The sequence below is a fragment of the Paraflavitalea sp. genome (assembly GCF_059502485.1).
Map to the genome: position 1 here is coordinate 2,768,695 of NZ_JCACET010000008.1, position 20,711 is coordinate 2,789,405.

At 46.7% G+C, this 20,711-nt stretch carries 18 protein-coding genes; 13 read left to right on the top strand and 5 right to left on the bottom strand.

Annotated features, from left to right (window positions below; genetic code table 11):
• The first annotated feature begins 7 nt into the window (after positions 1-7).
• Complete coding sequence (locus AC5JBY_RS13810) at positions 8-1,051, top strand: family 43 glycosylhydrolase (protein WP_495905188.1); 1,044 nt, start codon at positions 8-10, stop codon at positions 1,049-1,051.
• Between the two features lie 122 nt (positions 1,052-1,173).
• Entirely contained in the window at positions 1,174-4,524 is a 3,351-nt protein-coding gene (locus AC5JBY_RS13815; protein WP_495905189.1) for an RICIN domain-containing protein, read from the top strand.
• A gap of 64 nt (positions 4,525-4,588) precedes the next feature.
• Here the strand turns inward: AC5JBY_RS13815 and AC5JBY_RS13820 are convergent, their stop codons facing one another.
• Positions 4,589-5,374 (bottom strand): class I SAM-dependent methyltransferase, encoded by a 786-nt coding sequence (locus AC5JBY_RS13820; RefSeq protein WP_495905190.1) that lies wholly within the window; start codon positions 5,372-5,374, stop codon positions 4,589-4,591.
• Positions 5,283-5,708, bottom strand: a complete 426-nt coding sequence (locus tag AC5JBY_RS13825; RefSeq protein WP_495905191.1) for a carboxypeptidase-like regulatory domain-containing protein — start codon at positions 5,706-5,708, stop codon at positions 5,283-5,285. The genes AC5JBY_RS13820 and AC5JBY_RS13825 overlap by 92 nt, the downstream gene beginning before the upstream one ends.
• A gap of 130 nt (positions 5,709-5,838) precedes the next feature.
• Here AC5JBY_RS13825 and AC5JBY_RS13830 point away from each other — a divergent pair, with 130 nt between their 5' ends.
• Positions 5,839-7,014 carry a redoxin domain-containing protein gene (locus AC5JBY_RS13830; protein WP_495905192.1) on the top strand — a complete coding sequence of 392 codons (1,176 nt, stop codon included), beginning with the start codon at positions 5,839-5,841 and terminating at the stop codon, positions 7,012-7,014.
• A gap of 12 nt (positions 7,015-7,026) precedes the next feature.
• Here AC5JBY_RS13830 and AC5JBY_RS13835 read toward each other — a convergent pair whose 3' ends face one another.
• The gene (locus tag AC5JBY_RS13835) at positions 7,027-7,464 is read right to left on the bottom strand and encodes a hypothetical protein (RefSeq protein WP_495905193.1); all 438 of its coding nucleotides are present in this window, start codon (positions 7,462-7,464) and stop codon (positions 7,027-7,029) included.
• 205 nt (positions 7,465-7,669) lie between these two features.
• On the opposite strand from AC5JBY_RS13835, the gene AC5JBY_RS13840 reads away from it, so the two are divergent.
• The 9 genes from AC5JBY_RS13840 (at position 7,670) to AC5JBY_RS13880 (ending at position 17,988) form a co-directional block, all read left to right on the top strand.
• Entirely contained in the window at positions 7,670-9,106 is a 1,437-nt protein-coding gene (locus AC5JBY_RS13840) for a serine hydrolase domain-containing protein (RefSeq protein ID WP_495905194.1), read from the top strand.
• Between the two features lie 24 nt (positions 9,107-9,130).
• Positions 9,131-9,706 carry a Crp/Fnr family transcriptional regulator gene (locus tag AC5JBY_RS13845; RefSeq protein WP_495905195.1) on the top strand — a complete coding sequence of 192 codons (576 nt, stop codon included), beginning with the start codon at positions 9,131-9,133 and terminating at the stop codon, positions 9,704-9,706.
• Positions 9,707-9,809: 103 nt separating this feature from the next.
• On the top strand, positions 9,810-10,490 hold the full coding sequence (locus AC5JBY_RS13850; RefSeq protein WP_495905196.1) for a type 1 glutamine amidotransferase domain-containing protein: 681 nt from the start codon (positions 9,810-9,812) through the stop codon (positions 10,488-10,490).
• Between the two features lie 3 nt (positions 10,491-10,493).
• Entirely contained in the window at positions 10,494-10,799 is a 306-nt protein-coding gene (locus AC5JBY_RS13855) for a putative quinol monooxygenase (RefSeq protein WP_495905197.1), read from the top strand.
• A 238-nt stretch (positions 10,800-11,037) separates the two neighbouring features.
• Positions 11,038-11,637 (top strand): TetR/AcrR family transcriptional regulator, encoded by a 600-nt coding sequence (locus AC5JBY_RS13860; protein ID WP_495905198.1) that lies wholly within the window; start codon positions 11,038-11,040, stop codon positions 11,635-11,637.
• A 65-nt stretch (positions 11,638-11,702) separates the two neighbouring features.
• Complete coding sequence (locus AC5JBY_RS13865) at positions 11,703-12,311, top strand: TetR/AcrR family transcriptional regulator (protein WP_495905199.1); 609 nt, start codon at positions 11,703-11,705, stop codon at positions 12,309-12,311.
• 13 nt (positions 12,312-12,324) lie between these two features.
• Positions 12,325-13,695 carry a TolC family protein gene (locus AC5JBY_RS13870; RefSeq protein WP_495905200.1) on the top strand — a complete coding sequence of 457 codons (1,371 nt, stop codon included), beginning with the start codon at positions 12,325-12,327 and terminating at the stop codon, positions 13,693-13,695.
• Between the two features lie 10 nt (positions 13,696-13,705).
• Positions 13,706-14,782 (top strand): efflux RND transporter periplasmic adaptor subunit, encoded by a 1,077-nt coding sequence (locus AC5JBY_RS13875; protein WP_495905201.1) that lies wholly within the window; start codon positions 13,706-13,708, stop codon positions 14,780-14,782.
• Positions 14,783-14,811: 29 nt separating this feature from the next.
• Positions 14,812-17,988 (top strand): efflux RND transporter permease subunit, encoded by a 3,177-nt coding sequence (locus tag AC5JBY_RS13880; protein WP_495905202.1) that lies wholly within the window; start codon positions 14,812-14,814, stop codon positions 17,986-17,988.
• 129 nt (positions 17,989-18,117) lie between these two features.
• On the opposite strand, the gene AC5JBY_RS13885 is transcribed toward AC5JBY_RS13880, so the two are convergent.
• A complete protein-coding gene (locus tag AC5JBY_RS13885; RefSeq protein WP_495905203.1) occupies positions 18,118-19,233 on the bottom strand; it encodes an adenylate/guanylate cyclase domain-containing protein in 1,116 nt (371 codons plus the stop codon).
• 31 nt (positions 19,234-19,264) lie between these two features.
• Between AC5JBY_RS13885 and AC5JBY_RS13890 the strand changes: the two genes are divergently transcribed.
• Positions 19,265-19,606: a HopJ type III effector protein gene (locus AC5JBY_RS13890; protein WP_495905204.1), complete on the top strand. Its 342-nt coding sequence runs from the start codon at positions 19,265-19,267 to the stop codon at positions 19,604-19,606.
• Between the two features lie 21 nt (positions 19,607-19,627).
• On the opposite strand, the gene AC5JBY_RS13895 is transcribed toward AC5JBY_RS13890, so the two are convergent.
• Positions 19,628-20,686 carry a ComEC/Rec2 family competence protein gene (locus tag AC5JBY_RS13895; RefSeq protein WP_495905205.1) on the bottom strand — a complete coding sequence of 353 codons (1,059 nt, stop codon included), beginning with the start codon at positions 20,684-20,686 and terminating at the stop codon, positions 19,628-19,630.
• Between the last annotated feature and the right edge of the window lie 25 nt (positions 20,687-20,711).

Consider the following 20,711-nt stretch of genomic DNA (forward strand, 5'->3'; position numbering starts at 1 on the left):
GATCGCAATGCACTTGTGGGTGGATGATGGTGGCAACCGTGAATTCAATATCTTAGTGGGTAACTTAAAAATAGGAAAAGTGAACAACCCTTGCAGACTACTGATCATACTGATATTTATTGCATTCCAAGGCATAGCACAGGAAAAACCAGCCATGTATTTTGCCGATAGTAGCCGGTTGGGACGGCCGTTGGCAAAAGACCCCAAGGTGGTATATTATAAAAACACCTATTGGATGTATTATTCCATGCCCAACAATGACAAGGGTGGGTGGGGTATTGGTATCGCCACGAGTCAAAACCTCGTCGATTGGAAAAAGACGGGAGAGCTGGCGCCGGAACAACCTTACGAACAAAAAGGTCTTTGCGCGCCCGGTGCCATGGTACGCAATGACACCCTGCATTTGTTTTACCAAACCTATGGCAACGCAAAGAACGATGCGATCTGCCACGCCTGGTCCACAGATGGTTTGCACTTCACACGCAATAGCAGCAATCCTGTATTCCATCCAACAGGCAGCTGGACAATTGGTCGCGCCATCGACGCGGAAGTAGTACGCTTTCGCGATAAATACTTCCTGTACTTTGCCACCCGCGATACATCCTATAAAATACAGCTGCAGGGAGTAGCAGTAACCTCCCTCACGTCCAACTTCAGTAAAGCAGAATGGGCACAGGCCGTCGACTCCTCCATTTTAAAACCCACACTGCCATGGGAGAAGCAGTGCATAGAAGCAGCTACTTGCCTGGTCAGAGGAAAATACCTGTATATGTTTTATGCCGGCGGGTACAACAATGAACCCCAGCAGATAGGCGTAGCCCGCAGCCGTGATGGCATCAAGTGGGAACGCATGAGCGATACCCCTATACTGCCCAATGGCGGCAAAGGCTCCTGGAATGAAAGCGAGAGCGGACACCCCGATATATTTGAAGACCGCGATGGAAAACTGTACCTCTTCTTCCAGGGCAACAACGATAGAGGCAAAACCTGGTTCCTCAGCCGCAAACAGGTAGAGCTGCGAAAAGGTAAGTTCCGCATAACCGGTAATTGATACGCGATCTTGAGAAATTGAAACACATTGTAGAACCATTTTAGCAATCATAGAAGACCTTTAGAAAGACAGTGCGGCACTAAAAAAGCCGCACGCCTTTCCTAACGAAAATTGATTGCTATATGAATCGGCACTACAAACTATTACTTCTTTTATTACTGCTGGCAGCCAGCCAGGGACAAGCCCAGACCCGCACACTTACCAAAGCCCAGTACTACGACAAAACATTGGCGATGCTCATTGGCACTTGCGGAGGAGTCGTTACCGGATACGAATACCTGAAAGTACACAATACCCCCGACGGGTTTTACCAGCCAGGCGCCACCCTGAAACAACCATTAGAACCCTTGCTCGGGTTACCCGACAGTTGGTTTATCCTCCTGAACGGTACACTCGGAGGCACTACCAAAGATGAATTCAATTACTTCTCCAACTACGAAGAAGGAAAAATATATTCAGACGACGACCAGCATGTGGAAGTCTTCAACCAACATATGCTGGAGAAGTTCGGGCCATCTATCACCTATGAAGACATCCGCAAAGAATGGATCGATCATGACCTGCGCGATTTTGGAGGCACCAGCGATGCGCTGGGCATCATAGCAAGCAAGAACCTGATCGCACCCCACTTCGGACAAAGAGAACATGGAAACAACGGCCACTGGCTACCCGAATGCTACATAGAACATGAAATGATGGGAGCCAATTTCCCCGGCATGCCACTCAAAGCCGCAGAGTACGTGGCAAAATTCTCCAGCATGTCAGGACAGGGAGAAAACCTTACCTGGGGACAGTATTGGGCAGCTGCACATGCCATCGCCTATTTCGAGACCGATGTGCGGGTGGCTATCCAGAAAGCACTCGATGTAGTACCCGGAAATAGCTGGATACGGGGAATGTACGACACAGCGATAGCGTTGCACCAAAGATATCCCAACGACTGGCGCGCTGCCGTACGCGAGCTGTGGACACAGAAATACCGCAATGTATATGCAGTGGGATACGACAAGGTGATGCTCCTGAGCGATGTGAACCATGGCACAGGATTCCTGGCCATCCTGTATGGACAGAACGATTACATGGAAACCCTGAAGATATGTTCACTGGCCGGCGGCGACGGCGATTGCACGGCCGCCAATATCTGCGGATTGATGGGCATCATTAAAGGAATGGCCGGCACACCACAGGCATTTGTAGATAAGATATACAAGAACGGTACAGGTATCTGGATCAACGATGTGGCCCATGGCCTGCACATGCACAAAGATTTTCCCCGTGATAACCGCTTCACTGATCTCACCCTGCTTTTCCAGCGCAATGCAGAAAGCATGATCCGGGCATTTGCCGGCAATGTTGCTGGTTCAAGCTATACCATTACCAATGAAACGCCGATAGCTAAGGTCACTTCCGCCAACTGGGATTTTGAGTTGGGCGCCCTTACCAATTGGACCACGCAGAATATTACAGGCACTGCCAACATTTGGGCAGAGAAACAATACAACAACACAACACTGGCCAGCTATGCAGCCACAGGATTGTACAAAGGCACCATCCTCACCAACAGCGATGCGGGCGAAGCAAAACTCTACCAAACCATCACAGGATTAAAACCCAATACAACCTATAAGATCGAAGGACGCATACACAGCTCGGCAGGCCGTCAGGCACGGTTGTATGCTGATAACTACGGAGGCTCCTATGTATATACCTCTGTGATGAATGCTACCAGCGCCTTTCCATACCGCTACCTGTATATCAAAACAGGAGCGTCTAACACCAGCGTGCAGGTGGGCCTTCATGCGCCACCAACCACCAATGCAGGAAAATGGTGTAACATAGATGATATTATAATTACCGAAGAACCTACAGTACCAATCGCTGTCTACCAGGCCGAAGCGGCTGTGCTCGGCAGTGGGGTCACAGTAGCCAATACTGCCAGTGCGTCTGGAGGAGCCTATATTACGGGGCTCACAGCTGGCCGTACCTTGCAATTCAACATCACGTCCAACTACACCGGCGAAAAACTGGTGCGCATCTACTATGCCAACGCAGGGGTACGCGTATTACATCCACTCACGGTCAACAACCGCAGCGTCGGTAATTTGGAAATGCTCGATACAGGCCCTGCCGATGCCTTCTCGATGAATTACCTCGAAGCAGCAGTAAAGCTCAACGAAGGTGCCAACACGTTTGTGATCGGAGGAGTGGCCAATGGCGTAAACATCGATAAGATAGAAGTCCTGAATTCCTACAATGGAGAAAAGCCGGCCGACAATTCCGCCCTGATCAATGGAGGCATTTATAAGATCGTTGCCCGCCACAGCGGCAGGTCCTTGAACCTGAACGGCGTTTCAATGACGAATGGAGCAGAGTTCAGCCAGTGGGACTACGTAGGCGGCGCCAACCAGAAATTCCGAATAGAAGCAATTGCAGGAGGCGCGTACGCTATCTATGCTGTACATAGCAACAAAGCAGTCGACGTGCTGGGATCATCCACTGCCAACCTCGCCACGGTAGGCCAGTGGGATTACGTACACGGCGGCAACCAGCAGTGGGCGATCATTCCAACCGGCGGAGGCTATTACAAGATCGTCAACAACAACAGCGGCAAATGCCTCGATGTAGAAGGCTCAGGCATGGGCAACGGTGCACTGGTGAAACAATATGATTACCTCGGAGGATACAACCAGCAATGGACATTGGAAAAAATAGGCGATGCTGCAAAACCCGTAGCAGGAGGGATCTATAAGATCGTGAACCGCAACAGCGGAAAGATCATTGAAGTATCCGGCGTATCACAAAACCAAAATGCCAATGTAGTACAATGGGATGATTTGGGAGGTGCACATCAGCGCTTCAAATTCGAATTGAGTCCGGGAGGCTACTACGTTATCAGGGCCATGCACAGCAACCGCGTATTGAAAATAGCTGGCCCCACCACAGCCAATGGATCCTTTACTCAACAAGGTGATCTGGTCTCAGGCACTACAGATCAGCAATGGAGCATACAGCCGGTTACAGGCATCTACTTCAAACTCATCAACCGCTATAGCAACAAACCACTGGAAGTAACAGGCTCCAACTTGAACAATGGAGCCTCCATCGGACAATGGGATTCCAATACAGCCCTCACACAGCAATGGAGCTTTGAACGAAAGGACAATGGACAGGGAGTACCCATAGCAAGAGTGGGCACACAGCCGGTGGCTGAGCCTCCATCCATACCGGAGATTCCGGCAGTTAAAGTATTTCCCAATCCAAGCAAAGGAAACATTACGATCAACGTGGGCACCGATATCAACGCTGTCGTGGAATTGTACAACCTCGACGGGCGTCTCCTGCTTAAAAAAGAATACCAGGGCAAAAGCAATATAGAACTCGATGTAACAAAAGTGGCGCCGGCAAAAGGAATATTCGTTGTGCAGGTAAAAGCCGGGGGCAAGACCTCACAACATAAAATAGTAGTACAGTAGCATAAGCATAAGCATAAGCAGTTCAATTGTTATCGACGGCCGCTTCTTCCGGAGCGGCCTTTTATTATGCTTGTGATTTCCACGGCCCCACAGCCCAATACAACAACGTCTCGTATTCGATACGAACCAACCCGCTTTTATTATTGGCTACAAACAGTTGGATCAGGTCGGTGATCATATCATCATATACATCATGACCCGGTAAAGGGATATACGATTTAGAGAGCAATTGCCCTTTCAGACCTTCAAAATCCAGTAGCTGGGCATTGGGAAATACGTTCAATTGGGCTGTTTGAGGCGAAAAGAAGCCAGCGATCAACGCCGGATCAATTTGTTTGGGACCGGGCTCTTCGATCCGGTATTGCTTGCGAAGCGCAGTATACTTTTGCTCAAAGACAGTCTTATTTGATTGACGGTTCCAGGAAAGAAGAACAGCCCCGTCTGGCTTTAGAATACGCTCACATTCCCACCGCGTTGCCACAGGGTCCAGCCAGTGAAAAGTCTGGGCAATAGTGATGAGGTCTACACTTTGGTCCGGCAGGCTGGTAGCCTCAGCAGTTGAACCGATACTCTGAAAAGCAGGATATTTCCGTAGCCTTTCCTCGCCGGCTTTCCGCATATCCTCATTCGGTTCTATGCACACCACGCCGTAACCATGCTTTAATAGCGGTTCTGCAAACAAACCGGTGCCTGACCCAATATCGACGATACTGGCTGAAGACGATAAACCCAACGTTTTTTCAATAAAAGCAAAAAGCTCATCGGGATACCCTGGACGGAACCGGGCGTAATTTTCTGCGCGATTGGAGAACCTGCTGGTAGCTGGAATACTTACTGATGGTAGTGACATTGGAATAATAATAAGATGCTGTAAAAGTATCCTCACCCTTTTTGTGCAGGGATACATTATACTCGTTGGATTCGGACAATTTTATTTCAGCAGTTAGATACGAAGGGTGACTGAATACCAGTACAGAGTCCTTGTTGGTTACAGGAATATAATAAATGCCGTCAGGCTGCGTTCCGGAAATAGTTTTAGTCCCTTTCACCGTTACTGATACCCCTTCCAGCGGCGATGAATCTTCGGCGGCAGTAATAGTACCGGAAATCGTGCGGGAAGTATGTTGGGCGGTCGCCCCTGCTGCTAAAAATAGCAACAGTATACAAAAACAGTAACGGATCATAGGCGAAGTATTAGGAGGCGAAAATAGGTAAAATTATTTATCCTACCAATTTGGTGGACTTTATAGTAAAATGATTACCTTTAACAAAGAGAAAAGTCCAGATTACATACTACTAATAAACCAAAAGATCATGCGTTCATTTGCTACCGCTCTGTCATCAATAGCATTTACCTTGTTAGTTTTTAATAGTGAGATAAAGGCACAAACGGCTTCAAAAACAGATAACCTTACATTGTCAATAGATATTTCCAAACTATCATATCCTGTTGAGAAGGTGTACTTCACATACTATAATACACTTAGTAAAGTACGATTTACCGACAGCGTCACGGTGACTGACCAGAAGCAGGTAACATTCAAAACATCGTTGCTGGAGCCTATCCTGGCGCAATTGCGTGTAGAGCCTACCACGCAGGAAAATAACCGTCGCCCCCGTGCAAAAGACAATTACAGCATCTACATCCAACCGGGAAAGATCAACGTAACAGCAATCGATTCATTTAGCAATGCAACGGTTGTAGGATCGGCCGCACACCAGGAATACCTCGCCTTGAATAAAGAAGTAGACGCCTTCGATCCTGCCTTCACGAAATTATATGACCAGTATAGCCAGGCCCGCAAAGCGAAAGACACGGAAGCAACAACGCGTGTGCGTAAACAGATAGATTCGCTGCAGGAAGCCATCAAAGAGAACGTTTATAAAGTATTTGTAAAACGGAATGGCAAAACTTCGCCGGTAGCATTATATGCACTGTCCCAATACAGCGGATATTCGATCGATCCGGAAAAAGTAGAACCGGTCTTTAACCTGCTGGGAGGACCCGTTAAAAACCTGCCTTCCGTGAAACTGTATGGAGAGCGTATTGTTGTTGCCAAACAATTGCAGATCGGGAAAAACGCCATCCAATTCACCCAAAACGACACAGCTGATATCCCGGTTGCACTGGCTTCCTTCAAAGGCAAATACGTGCTCATCGACTTCTGGGCAAGCTGGTGCGGTCCCTGCAGAGCAGAAAACCCGAATGTGGTAGCTGCATACAATAAGTACAAGGATAAAAACTTTACGGTCCTCGGTGTTTCACTCGATCGCCCCGGACAAAAAGACAAATGGATCAAAGCCATTCACGACGACCAGTTACAGTGGACACATGTTTCAGACCTGAAGTTTTGGGACAATGAAGTAGCAAAACTCTACGATATCAAAGCCATCCCACAAAACTTACTGTTAGACAACACAGGAAAGATCATCGCCAAAAATATCCGCGGTGAAGAGTTGCAATCAACACTGCAGGAGCTATTCAAATAAATTCTGTTATTACTATTTCAGATCGCTGGGCACCACAGCAGCACTGCAAATATAGGCGCCGGTTTTATCGTAGTAAGTAGCAGAAATAGACAAGTCATTATTTTTAAAAACGACCATATTAGGATCCGTTTTTAATTTGGTGATCATTTCCTGTCTGGCGCCCATGATTAATGCCACTGTATCCACATCCTCTTTGCTGACGGTATTGATCTGGTAGTTGAAATGCAACCGATAACCTGAAATAGCAGCACAGTTATTCAGCACAGTGGTACTGTCAATTACTATTGGACAACGCTTGTTGATAGAGTTGGCAAAATCATGTAATTGTTGGCTGACAGGAGCAGGGGCGAAAAGAAGAGATAACAGTTCTTTTATAATAGCACAGGCAAACAAGACGCCCACGATCTTCAGAACAATATACTTCTTCTTTTTAGGAACCAGCTGATACATAATAGGGGGTGGGGTTTACGATAAAAATTTGAGTAAACTAATCAAAAGCCGTAAATCCCCCAAATACTATTGCAGGGCCTCCGCTCTGCGAGGCTTGCAGCCTCGCAGCTCTATTCCAGGGCCTTTGGCCCTAACGAAGAATCTGTACCTCCTGAGGCCTAATGTCAAATATTGGTATATTTGGTAACGCCAAAACACTGCCAATATGCAAACCAAAACATGGCTCCTGTTACCGGTACTGATGGGGATAATGATGGTAAATGGCCAAAGCAAACAAGAGAAGCTAGCCGGAGTCATGCGCACCTACCATAACTACAACATGTTCGATGGAGCAGTGCTGGTCGCCGAAAATGGCCGCATTATCTATAAAGGAGCATTCGGCATGGCCAATCGGGAATGGAACATTCCCAATACAACAGACACCAAATTCATGATCGGTTCCGTCTCCAAGCCGCTCACGGCTATGCTGACCTTGCTACAGGTACAAAAAGGACTGATAGCCCTTGACAAAACCCTGGCCGATTACCTGCCCGCATTTGCCGGCAAGCCGGCAGGCATAGTCACCATCCGACAATTGTTGGGACATATTTCCGGTATGCCTAACTACGACATCATCAAAGACTTTTTCCCACGCATCAGCCGCCAGTATTTTGAACGCGATGATTACATAAAGACTTACGTGGATTCAGCGCTGGCCTTCACCCCTGGCACAAAATACAATTACAGCAGTTGGGGATACTTTACGCTGGGGCATATCATGGAAAAAGTGACCGGCAAAACATACGCACAGCTGATGAAAGAAGATATCTACGACAAGCTGGGTATGAAAAACTCTGGTTCATATTATCACACGCAGATAGTGTCCAAACGGGCCACGGGTTATGATTACAGCCTCGGCGGATACACCAGCTCCGATTTCCGCGACCAGTCCAATACGATGGGGACGGGAGATATATACACTACAGTAGAAGACCTATTTAAGTTTCACCTGGCCATCACCAATAATAGCCTCATCAATAAAGAACTGACAAAAGAAATGCTTACGCCCGGCATCAAGCCTGCGGACTATGGCTTTGGTTGGTTCAACAAGAACTTTAAATATACTACCACGGATAGCGTCGCCGCCAATTTTCACCTCGGAATGACAGATGGTTTTATCTCATTCGCCCTCCGTATACCATCCACCAATAGCTTTGTGGTGATCCTTTGCAACAGTTCCCCTACGGATTTCTTTGGCATCACCCGTACGCTGGTAAGCACCCTGTACAACAAGCCGGTAAAAGTGAAGCAACCCATGCACAAAGTGGTGGAAACGTTGATAGGTAACAAAGGAGCGGCAGCCGCAGTAGAGCAATACAAAAAACTGAAGTCGGATACTGCAAACTACTACATCGATTGGATATCGATGAACTTCATAGCCGAACAGTTATTACAGCTTAAACGCTATGAAGATGCACGGATCATTTCAGAGAACAATGCTGCCGAATTCCCCGACCGCGACCTGGTCATGGTCACCATGGGAAATATCTACCTGAAATTAAACCGTAAGGAAGATGCGATCACTTACTACAAAAAAGCCCTGGTGATATACCCTGGCTACGAAGAAGCAAAGAACCGCCTCAAAGAATTGGAGAGTAAGTAGGGATATTCATATATTTAAGCATTCATGGAAAAATTACGAAAACACATAGAAGAGATCACGCCCGTCAGTGATGATGAATTTGAATACATCAAAACATTCTTCACACTCAAAAAAGTAAAGAAACATCAATACCTGATCCAGGAAGGAGACCAGGCCAGTGTAGAGTATTTGATCATTTCAGGTATCTACAGAGTGTATTATCTTGACAACGACGGAAAAGAACACATTATACAGTTCGCAGGAGAAAATTGGTGGATGGCAGACTATAACGCCTACTTTAACCAAAAAGAAGCAAGCCTGCATATCACTTGTATGGAAGAGGGAGAAGTATTGTGCCTGAAACTACATGGCAGGGAAAAGCTCGCCGCAGACCTGCATAAGATGGAACACTTTTTCAGAGTAAAACTTACGCGGGGATATGTTGCCCTCCAGCGTAGGATCATTTCATTACTTGCCAGTACACCCCAGCAGCGATACGAAGAGTTTAGTACCCTTTATCCGCACATGCTGCAAAAGATTCCAAAGAAATACATTGCAGAATACCTCGGAGTTAGCCGGGAAACATTAAGCAGGCTCTACTCCGATAACAAAAGCAAATAAGAAACTGAAGTGTGACGAAAGTCACACTTTTTTTGTGATTAGCCTCCTTCTCCATCGGGTGCCCGGCGTTGTAGTTTTGATCTATCAATTAAAACTTACAATTATGAAAAAGAGGATCTTAATCATCGCATCAAGTGCAAACCATATCGGCCCCAACAACCGCACTACAGGTAGCTTTCTTACAGAAATTGCCCATCCCTACGAAACATTCAAAAAGCAGGGATATGAGGTAGACATAGTCAGCGTCAATGGAGGAGAAGCCCCGCTGGATGGCATGTTCGAAAAAGACGAAGCATTAAATACCGCATTTCTTACAGGTGACGGACTACAGAAGATGAAAAATACTACCGCCATCAGCAAAGTAGAGGTAACCGGCTACGACGCTGTTTTTGTACCGGGAGGATTGGCGCCAATGGTTGATATGCCCGACAACGATATCGTACACGAAGCCATAGCATCGACATTCGAAAGAGGGGGAGTAGTGGGAGCAGTGTGTCATGGCCCCGTTTCATTGTTGAATGTAATACTGAGCGATGGCACTTACCTGGTCAACGGTAAAAATATTACCTCCTTTAGCAATGCTGAAGAAGACAACTATGCCAAAGCAGACGTGCCGTTCATGTTGGAAAGCGCGTTGAGAGAACGAGGAGCCAATTACACTTCAGCAGCGCCATGGCAGACCCATGTTATTGAAGACGGCAAATTGGTGACCGGACAGAATCCCGCATCAGCCAAAGGAGTAGCCGAAAAAATGATCGATATCTTAGAATCTGCAAAAGCATAAAATATGAGCCAGAAACCTGTACATGTATTCGCCACCTGGAAAGTCAAAGAAGGTCAGTTGGATACGGTGTTGAACCTGCTGACAGAAGTAGCTAAGAAAAGCGTTGAAGAAGAAGGAAATCTTATCTATAAAGTACACCAGAGCAATACAGAGCCAAACACCCTGATATTGTTCGAAGGATATAAAGATGAGGCAGCAGTGGCGCAACACCGCAATTCAGAACACTTTCAAACCCTGGTAATAGGAAAGATTGTTCCGCTACTGGAAAGCCGGGAAGTTGTTCTGGCCACACAATTGTCCTTTGATTAGTAACACTTATATAAATGCCCGTCATCGGCAAGCCGCTGGTGACGGGCATTTCAAACTTCGGCTTTGGTCACTAACAAACTTTTCTAACTGAGTCACTTATGCCTCTCTGAATAGGAATCTGCTACAAGGGTTTCAACGGCCTTTTCTCGCAATTCCACTGTTCAATCTCTTCCCCGATTTGGAAATTCCAAAAGGATGCCTACCTTTGTTTAACAATTTTGTCAAACTTAAATGTCAAATGGCCGTAAAAGACAGTCAAACCGAACAGCAGATTAAAGACGCGGCAAGGCGCCTTTTCTTCACAGAGGGCAGGTTCAAGGCCACTACCCAGGAGATTGCCGATGCCGCGGGGGTCAACAGGACGTTGGTTAACTATTATTTCCGCTCACGCGATCAGCTGTTCGATCAGATACTCAAAGAAGCACGCGACCAGATGGACAGCCGGATGAACGCCACCATCGATAACAACATAACCTTTCGCGAAAAAATAGAACATTTCATAGACCTTTTTATGGAACAGGCGATTGCCTATCCCTACCTCGATATATACATGGTGTCGCGGATGAACGATGATGTAGAGCGGCAAAACGAAATCCTGGCCGAGATCAAGAAAACCGACCGGTTGAAGAATTTCCTGAAAGACGTCGAAGAAGAGATCAAAAAAGGCAACATAGAAGAAATGCCCCCGGTCCAGTTCTTCCTCAATATGCTGTCCTTACTTACCTATCCTTCAGTAATGCAAACCTTCTTTAAGAAAATATTCAACTATAGCGACAAGCAATACCGACAGTTACTGGCAGCGCGCAAAGAGATCATTTTAAAAATGCTCTTTAAATAGAGCGTTTTTTTATGCCTATAGTTTGACAAAATTGTTAAACATTAATATTAAATTAAAATGTTAAGATGAGGGAGCTGATAGCAGAAAGGGCGGGAGAGATGTTCAGGCAGTACAGCGTCAGGAGCATCACGATGGATGATATAGCCAACCGCATGGGCATTAGCAAGAAAACCTTGTATACTTGGTACATCGATAAAAACGACCTCGTCGAAACAGTATACCTCAACCCCTTGAAGCTGGCACAACAGGAATGTGAACGAAGAATGGCCGGGGCCCGCGATGCTGTATGCGAGGCATTTCAGTGTTGGCACAGCTTGCGTGATGTCTTTGTATTCATGCACGAAGGTCTCCTCCACGATCTGCAGAAATACCACCATAAAGTATTTGCCCGCTACGATCAGTTCAAAAAAGATTTCCTGTACAAACTGATCTGCGCCAATATAGAACGGGGCAAAGCAGAACAACTATACCGGTCGGCTATAGAAACAGAGATTATCGCCAGCCACGAGATTGCTGTCATGGACATCAACTACAGCAGCTTTCCTGGCAATAACCGAAAATGGTCCTTTGCTGTCATCGGCGAACAGTTGATGCTCCAATACCTCCACGGATTGGTCACCAGCAAAGGACTTAAACTCATAGAAAAATACCATGTACACAACCACCAGTCATAAAATAAGGCAACGTATGCAGTTGAAAAACAAAAGAAAGACCATCAGGACGGGCTTGTTCCTGTGGATAGTACTGCTGTTGGGCCATGGCACTATGGCGCAAACCCAACAGCTCACGTTGCAGGATGCCCTGCAATACGCTTTGAAAGCAAGCCACGACGTCCGCAAAGCACAACTTGATATTGAGAACGGCACTTACCAGATTGATGAAGTAAAGGCCCGCGCATTGCCACAAATAAATGCCAATGGCAGCCTTACCTACAATCCGGTTTTGCAGTTGACAGCCCTCCCCGGAGAGCTGGCAGGACAGCCGGGCAAAACCCTGCTGGTTGCATTTGGACAAAAATGGAACACAGGAGCCTCATTGTCACTATCACAAACCCTCTTCGATCAGGGAGTGTTCACCGGACTGAAAGCGGCGAAATCCACACAGGAATTTTATCGCCTCAATGCAGAACTTACAGAAGAACAGTTGATCGAACTGGTCGCCAGCGCCTATTACCAGGTACTGGTACAAAGACACAAGATCGGCGTGTTGGATACAACGATCGTCAACACAGAACGCGTGCAGAAGATCATCAAAGGCCAGTACGAAAATGGATTGGCCAAACAGATCGATGTAGATCGGATCGCCGTTAAGATTTCTAACCTGCAATCGCAAAAACAACAGGCACTTAATACAGTCACCCAAATGGAAAACCAACTCAAGTACTCCATGGGGATGACAGTGCAGAACACTATTAATTTACCACCTGTCGACTTTAGCAACATCCAGCCACAGTTACAGCCAATAGGTGATAGCCTCGACATTTCCAATCGGTCAGAGATGAGACTATTGAAACAACAGGGACTATTATTGAAGTTTCAGAAAGATGCTGTTAAGGCTGAGTATTTCCCAACCCTTTCCCTGTCCGGCAACTACGGTTACCAGGGCCTTGGCAACGAATTCCCATGGTTCAAAGGACCAACCGTTAATTGGTTCGATTATGCATCCGTTGGGCTCACCCTTAAAGTACCCATCTTTAATGGCTTTGCCACACGCTCTCGCATCAGGCAAGCCGACGTCGAGATCAGGAAACTGAAAGAAGACATAGACCAAACGTCCCTGTCACTAAACCTGCAATACGAGAATGCCAAAACAAAGATGAACAGCAGCTTCATCGTAATGCGCAACCAGGCCGACAATGTAGACCTGGCACAAAAGGTTTTCGATAACACACGCAATAATTACAACAACGGCCTGGCGCCACTTACCGATCTCTTGGATGCAGAAACATCTTTGACAGAGGCGAACAACAACCATTCTGCCGCCCTGCTTGATTACAAGCTCGCCGAGATACAATTGATCAAGGCAAAAGGCAACCTAAAAACATTATTAAACAAGTAACGCAACCAATATGAAGAAGAGATCCATAGCCAGCACCCTCATCACCATCCTGGTCATTGTAGGAGCAGTAGTCCTGATAGGCTGGGTGCTGAGCAACAACAAAAAGAAAAATATTGAGAAGACCGCTATCGTAGCACAAGCCGATGGCAGCATAGCAGTACGTGTAAACCAGGTGAAGAAACAACCCTTGCAACAGGACTTCACGGCCAACGGCAATTTCATAGCCGCCAGCCAGATGGATTTCGCTGCAGAAAACCCCGGCCGTGTGATCCAGGTGTTGGTAGATGAAGGTAGCCACGTCAGCAAAGGACAAATACTGGCTACCATCAAAGCCGATCAGCTCAATGTTGACCTCGAAAGCGCACAAGCTACCTACCTGAATGCGTTGAAAGATAAAGAGCGTCACGACAATGCCTTCAAAACAGGAGGTGTCACACAGCAACAGGTCGATCAGGCAAACCTCGCCCTCAGCAATGCAGAAGCCAAACTCAACCAGGCAAAGATCAAAGTAAACGACACCCATGTAAAAGCGACTATTAATGGCATAGTCAATAAACGTTTCATAGAGCCGGGAGCCGTAGTAGCGGCAGGCACCAAAATGTTTGAACTGGTAGATGTGTCCCGCCTCAAACTACAGGTAACAGTCAACGAAGGACAGGTAGCACAGCTGAAGGAAGGAGATAAAGTAAACATCCGGGTAAGCGTGTTCCCTGACAAAACCTATACTGGTAAGATAACTTTCATTGCGCCCAAAGCCGATAACGCACTCAACTTCCCGCTGGAAATAGAGCTTGCTGCCAATCCGGGTAATACCGTAAGAGCCGGCATGTATGGCACTGCCATGTTTAGTTTCCCCACACAGGCGCCTGTTGTGTTGGTACCCCGTTCATCATTCATTGGTAGCGTGAGCAGCAACCAGGTCTTTATTATTAAAACCGATAGCACCGCATCCCTGCGTAAGGTAATCGCTGGCCGAGTCATGGGCGATCAGGTAGAAGTATTACAGGGACTGAATGAAGGAGAGACCGTTATCACCAGCGGACAGATCAACCTTGGAGAAGGCTCCAAAGTAACAGTAGTGAAATAAACAGGGAACGATCAACTAAAAAAAGATTCATGAAACTTGCAGAAATATCCATTAAGCGGCCTACGCTGGTCATAGTACTGTTTACAGTACTCATCCTCGGTGGGTTGTTGAGCTATACCTCACTCAATTATGAACTGTTACCCAAATTCTCTCCATCCGTAGTATCCGTTACCACGGTTTATCCCGGAGCTTCCCCCAGTGAAGTAGAGAACACGGTGTCCAAAAAGATTGAAGATGCCGTATCATCCATGGAGAACATCAAAAAGCTCGAAACAAAGTCTTTTGAAAGCCTCTCCATCATCACCATTACCCTCAACAGCGGTTCAGATGTCGATTACGCGTTGAACGATGCCCAGCGTAAGGTAAACGCCATCCTCGGCGATCTGCCCGATGATGTAGACCCACCATCCCTCAACAAGTTCTCGCTCGACGACCTCCCGATCATGACATTGTCCGCCTCCGGTAAAATGGAAGAAGCAGCCTTCTTCGACCTCATGGACAAACGCATAGCACCGGTGCTGTCGCGCGTACAGGGCGTAGCCCAGGTCAATCTTATCGGTGGACAGGAACGCGAGATACAGGTGAATATCGACGCAACCCGCTTGCAGGGCTTTGGCCTCTCATTGGGACAGGTACAAAACGCCATCCTCGCGTCCAACCTCGACTTCCCCACAGGTAGTGTACAAACACGTGAACAGGATATCCTTATCCGCCTTGCTGGCAAGTATAAGAACGTAGAAGAACTCCGCAACCTTGTTATCCTGAATAAAAATGGTGTACAGGTACGTTTGAAAGATGTAGCCGATGTGCAGGACACGCAAAAAGATGTTGAAAAACTGGCAAGAGTAAACCAGCAAAGCGCCATCGCCCTGCAGATTATCAAACAGTCCGATGCCAACGCGGTATCCGTAAGCGAACAGGTGACGGCCAGTATACAGAAACTCCAAAAAGATTATGCGAATGCAGGGCTGAAGATCGACATCGCCAACGATAGCTCTGTATATACACTGCAATCCGCCGACGCGGTGATCCATGACCTGATCCTGGCCATTGTACTGGTGGCATTTGTAATGCTGTTCTTCCTCCACAGTATTCGTAATGCCCTCATCGTAATGGTGGCCATTCCCGCATCACTCATCGCCACCTTTATTGGCATGTCCTTGTTGGGCTATTCACTCAACCTGATGTCCCTGCTGGCCCTTTCTCTCGTGGTAGGTATCCTGGTGGATGATGCCATCGTGGTATTGGAAAACATCTACCGCCACATGGAAATGGGCAAGAACCGCGTACGCGCCGCCTACGATGCCACAAAAGAAATAGGATTCACGGTAACCTCCATCACACTGGTGATAGTCGTGGTGTTTATTCCTATTGCATTGAGCACAGGATTGGCAGCCGATATCCTGAAGCAATTTTGCGTAACAGTATCGATAGCAACCCTGTTGTCTCTCCTAAGTTCCTTTACGATAGTCCCCTGGCTATCCTCACGCTTCGGAAAACTGGAAAAGATCACAGGCAAAAGCATTTTCGGTAAGATTATCATAAGCTTCGAAAGAGGACTCCACAACTTTACCAATTGGGTTACCGGTCTCCTGAAATGGTGCCTCGGTCATAAGAAGACGACCCTTGGCCTCATGCTGGTATTGTTCTTTGGCTCTTTCTACTTGGTGGGAGCTGGCTACATTGGAGCTGAGTTCTTTGCCAAAACAGATAGGGGAGAATTCCTGGTACAGATCGAAATGCCCAAAGATGCATCTATAGAACAAACGAATGCCATGACCCGTCGGGCAGAAGAATACCTGAAGCATAAAGTCGAGGTCACGAAGCTGATCACCACCATTGGACAAAGTAGCGATGGTATGGGAGCATCCCAGGCCACTGCCTACAAGTCGGAGATAGACGTACAGCTCGTTCCCAAAACAGAGCGTGAAGATGAAGCCAACATCTACGCCGTTAAGATCAGGCGCGAATTACAAAAGATATTGGTAGGCGCTAAGGTAAAAACAGTGCCTGTAAGTATCCTTGGTACTGCCGAGCAGGCGCCCCTGGCCTTGGTGGTAACAGGGCCTCAACTGGACAGCGTCATGCGATTTGCCAATGCGGCCATGGCCGAACTGAAGAAAATTCCGGGGGCCACAGAAATGCGTTTATCCGTAGAAGCAGGTAATCCAGAGATCAGCGTACAGGTAGACCGCGATAAGATGGCAGCCCTGGGCCTTTCCCTCAGCACGGTGGGTAGCACCATGCAAACCGCGTTTAGCGGCAACACAGATGGAAAGTTCCGTCAGGGAGAATATGAATACGACATTAACATACGATACGAAAAGTTCAACCGCCAGAACATTACCGATGTAAGCAACCTGCTTTTCATCAACGATCAGGGACAGCAGGTACGCCTGTCTCAGTTTGCCAGCGTACGCGAGGGTAGTGGACCCAGTCAGTTGGAGCGCCGCGATAAAAGTACGTCCGTTACCATCCAGGCACAGAGCGTAGGCCGTCCTTCGGGAACAGTAGCTGCCGAGTGGCAAGCCCAGTTTGATAAGTTGCCACGTCCTGTTGGTGTAGGATATGTATGGAGCGGCGATATGGAAAACCAGAGCGAAGGCTTCGGCTCGATGGGTATTGCCCTGTTGGCAGCCATCGTACTGGTATACCTTATTATGGTGGCCCTGTACAACAGCTTCGTATACCCGTTTGTAGTGCTGTTTTCTATCCCCTTGGCTATCATCGGAGCTTTTCTGGCGCTGGCATTGACCAACAATTCACTGAATCTGTTCACCATTCTGGGGCTCATCATGCTGATTGGTCTGGTGGCCAAAAATGCGATCATTCTGGTCGACTTTACCAACCAGCGCAAAGCCGAAGGGGCAACAACCTATCAGGCGTTGATCGATGCCAACCATGCACGCCTCCGTCCGATCCTGATGACCACCATTGCGATGGTGATTGGTATGCTGCCCATCGCCATAGCCAAAGGCGCAGGAGCTGAATGGAAGAATGGATTGGCCTGGGTTATTATAGGAGGATTGATCAGTTCGCTATTCCTCACGCTGGTGGTGGTGCCGGTAATGTATGCTGTATTCGATAAGATCGTGAACCGCTTCAATAAGAACAAACACCCCAAATCAGTAGAAGAACAAATGACAGAAGACTATACGCCGGTCCAGCACCAGGCTGGCCACGGCTTTGATCCTTCCCATATCTGATGAAAGGCTTTTAGCAACTGTGTAATATAGATAGGCACTAAGTACGACCGGACATTAACGAAAGAAGAACAAGCCGCCCATAGTCCCGGAACCATCCCGGAGACTGTGGGCTTTTTATTGTAAACTCTGTCAGGCTGAGCCTGTCGAAGCCCCTTGAAGAGCTATAGTAAACAACTCCATCGATTCATCCCTTCCCCTTAGCACGTTTACCCCTACAGACTTTACCTCAAACCGGGGATCAGGATGTAATAGCTGTATCAAATTTCCGGATAAGAGCAGGTCGACATTATAAGTATTACATAAACCCTGGATGCGGGCCGTAGTATTGAGCACATCACCGGAAAAGATGATCTCCTTTTTAATAACACCTATCTCCCCGGTGGTCACCTTCCCAAAATGGAGCCCGGCTTTGAATGCCGGTAAAAGACCAAATCGCTCATGATACTTTTTGATACTGTTCCGCAAAGCCTGCTTCATCGCAAAAAAACATTCAATACAATTATTATTCAATACCCCCTTTCTGAGTGTCCACGAAATAACGATTTCATCACCGGCATATTGATAAATTTCACCCGAGAAGTCAACGATCGGGTCCGATAGGTCAGCAAAACATTCCTTTAGAACTTCGAAGTATTTGGCGTGCCCCAGTTTTTCAGCAATAGTCGTAGAAGATTTCATGTCCAGGAACATGAAGATTCTTTCCTCCTCCGTAGGCCTGTGATACTTGCCTGTAAGAAAGTTCGTAAGAACAACTTGCCCTATGTTTTCACTCACCTCATTATAAAACTGCGAAATAAGAATAGCAACCGCCATGAACGCACTTACACTTAAGAATGAATTACTCGAAAAGAAAGCCTTTGCGCTGGCCCAAACTGTTTTGTCGAATATAGAGGATTGTAGTTCGATAGCAGTAGTGATAACAGTTAAACAAACCAGGAAGGCTACGATAAGCGCCAGGTAGATGATCACTTTAGATACGATCTTACTGGTGAAGCTCATGTTTAAAAGTCGCTTGTTGAGATAAAGGACCTCGAACGTCCCGATCAGCAGGCCGGCAATTAAGGCAAAAACAGGTATGAAAAAGAGATTCTGAGCAAAACTGTAAGCATTTGTTGTGGCAGGATAATAATTGAGTTCCCCAAGAAACCCTTTTTCAAGGTAGGTATAAACAAGACTGAACAACAGCCATATTACACCAAAAGGAATGATCCTCGAAATATTGCTTTTAGTTTTAGGAGATAACATAGTATTATCCTCAATTTACTATTTTCGTCCAATGAAAGAACAACTCACTACGCTGATCAATGAACTAAAAGCCAATAAACGTACATTCAAAGAAATACTTGAATTCATAGAAACATACTATCAGCACCAGCCAACAGCCTTTAAAAACGGAGAAGCATACAACGAAGCAACCCAAAACCAGGGCAGCGCAAGAGTATTTGCCTTCGCACAATTGAATAACCTGAGCAAGGAAGATACCCTGCACCTGTTTGCAGAACATTATCAATCCGTACTAAATACACCCCAAGGAACAGATCACCAGAACATCCGTCAGTTCATGACCCATGGTTGGTCAGGAATTGCCTTTGAAGGGCAGGCGCTCCTTGCGAAGTAATATTGTAAAAGGTAAAAAGGTTTATAGCAATTCAATCTTTATACCTTCTGCAGATGGGTACACCGTAGAATAGCCGTAATTCTCTTTCAACGATGAAATATTCCAGCATTTATTATAATCACTCTTATAATTAAAGATCAACTCCGTCCCTTCACCCTTCAGATGAATAACCCGTGCCACGGTTACCTGGGCAGGATGCTTGAATATCGACCCGTTGGTAGATATCACAAAACGCTTACAATCGAGCTTTTCAATCAGCTCCGGACTGGTATTGTGCGCACTGGCATGATGAGACAATTTAACGAGGCTAAGAGGAACTTCCTCATTATAAAGCTTATTGAGAGAGTTAAGAACCACACTGGGGAAAGCATCACCGGCAAACAATACCCTTTCCCCGCCATATTCAGCAAGAAAGGCGATACTACTGCCATTAGCGGCAGCTTCATCCTCGTGAAAAGCCTCTGCTGCAAGCTGCTCTATATCGGGAATATCAACCCCAAAAGAGTCGATATCATCATCCGGCACCTCTTCACCAAAGCCGGGAACAAGATCGAGCTTTTTGAGTTCATCTTCCCATTTTTCACGCAGCACAGATAAGTTGCCTTTATTAGGGGAGAGTAATGTGAGCTTCATTCCACCCGGCAACAGTATCACAGGAATATCCCCATTGTCAGTAAGCACGATCGCTCCCCCTTCAAATTCTTTATTCCAGTTCAACCCATGTTTTAGGATAGCAGCGCTAAGAAGCTCACCTTGCCGGGCGCCAAATTCTTCGTCCTCATTTTCAGGACGCGGCAAATGCTTCCAGGCATTGAACCAAACAGAACCTACAGAAAAGCCCAGTTCCTCTTCACTTAATAAACTTAAAATTCCCTCGATATGATCCTTGTCGATATGCGTCACCACCAGCAACTCCACTTCCTTTTCTCCCGGCAAGGCTTTCAGCATATCTCGTATATGCTTTTTAGTACCACCAGTACCACCATCGATCAAAATGTTTTTCGTATCCCCGGCGGGCCCATATTCGATCCAGATACAATCACCATACTTGGCAGGAAGAAAGTGAATATCGAATTTCATACAAACAGTTTAGGGTTATACCAGT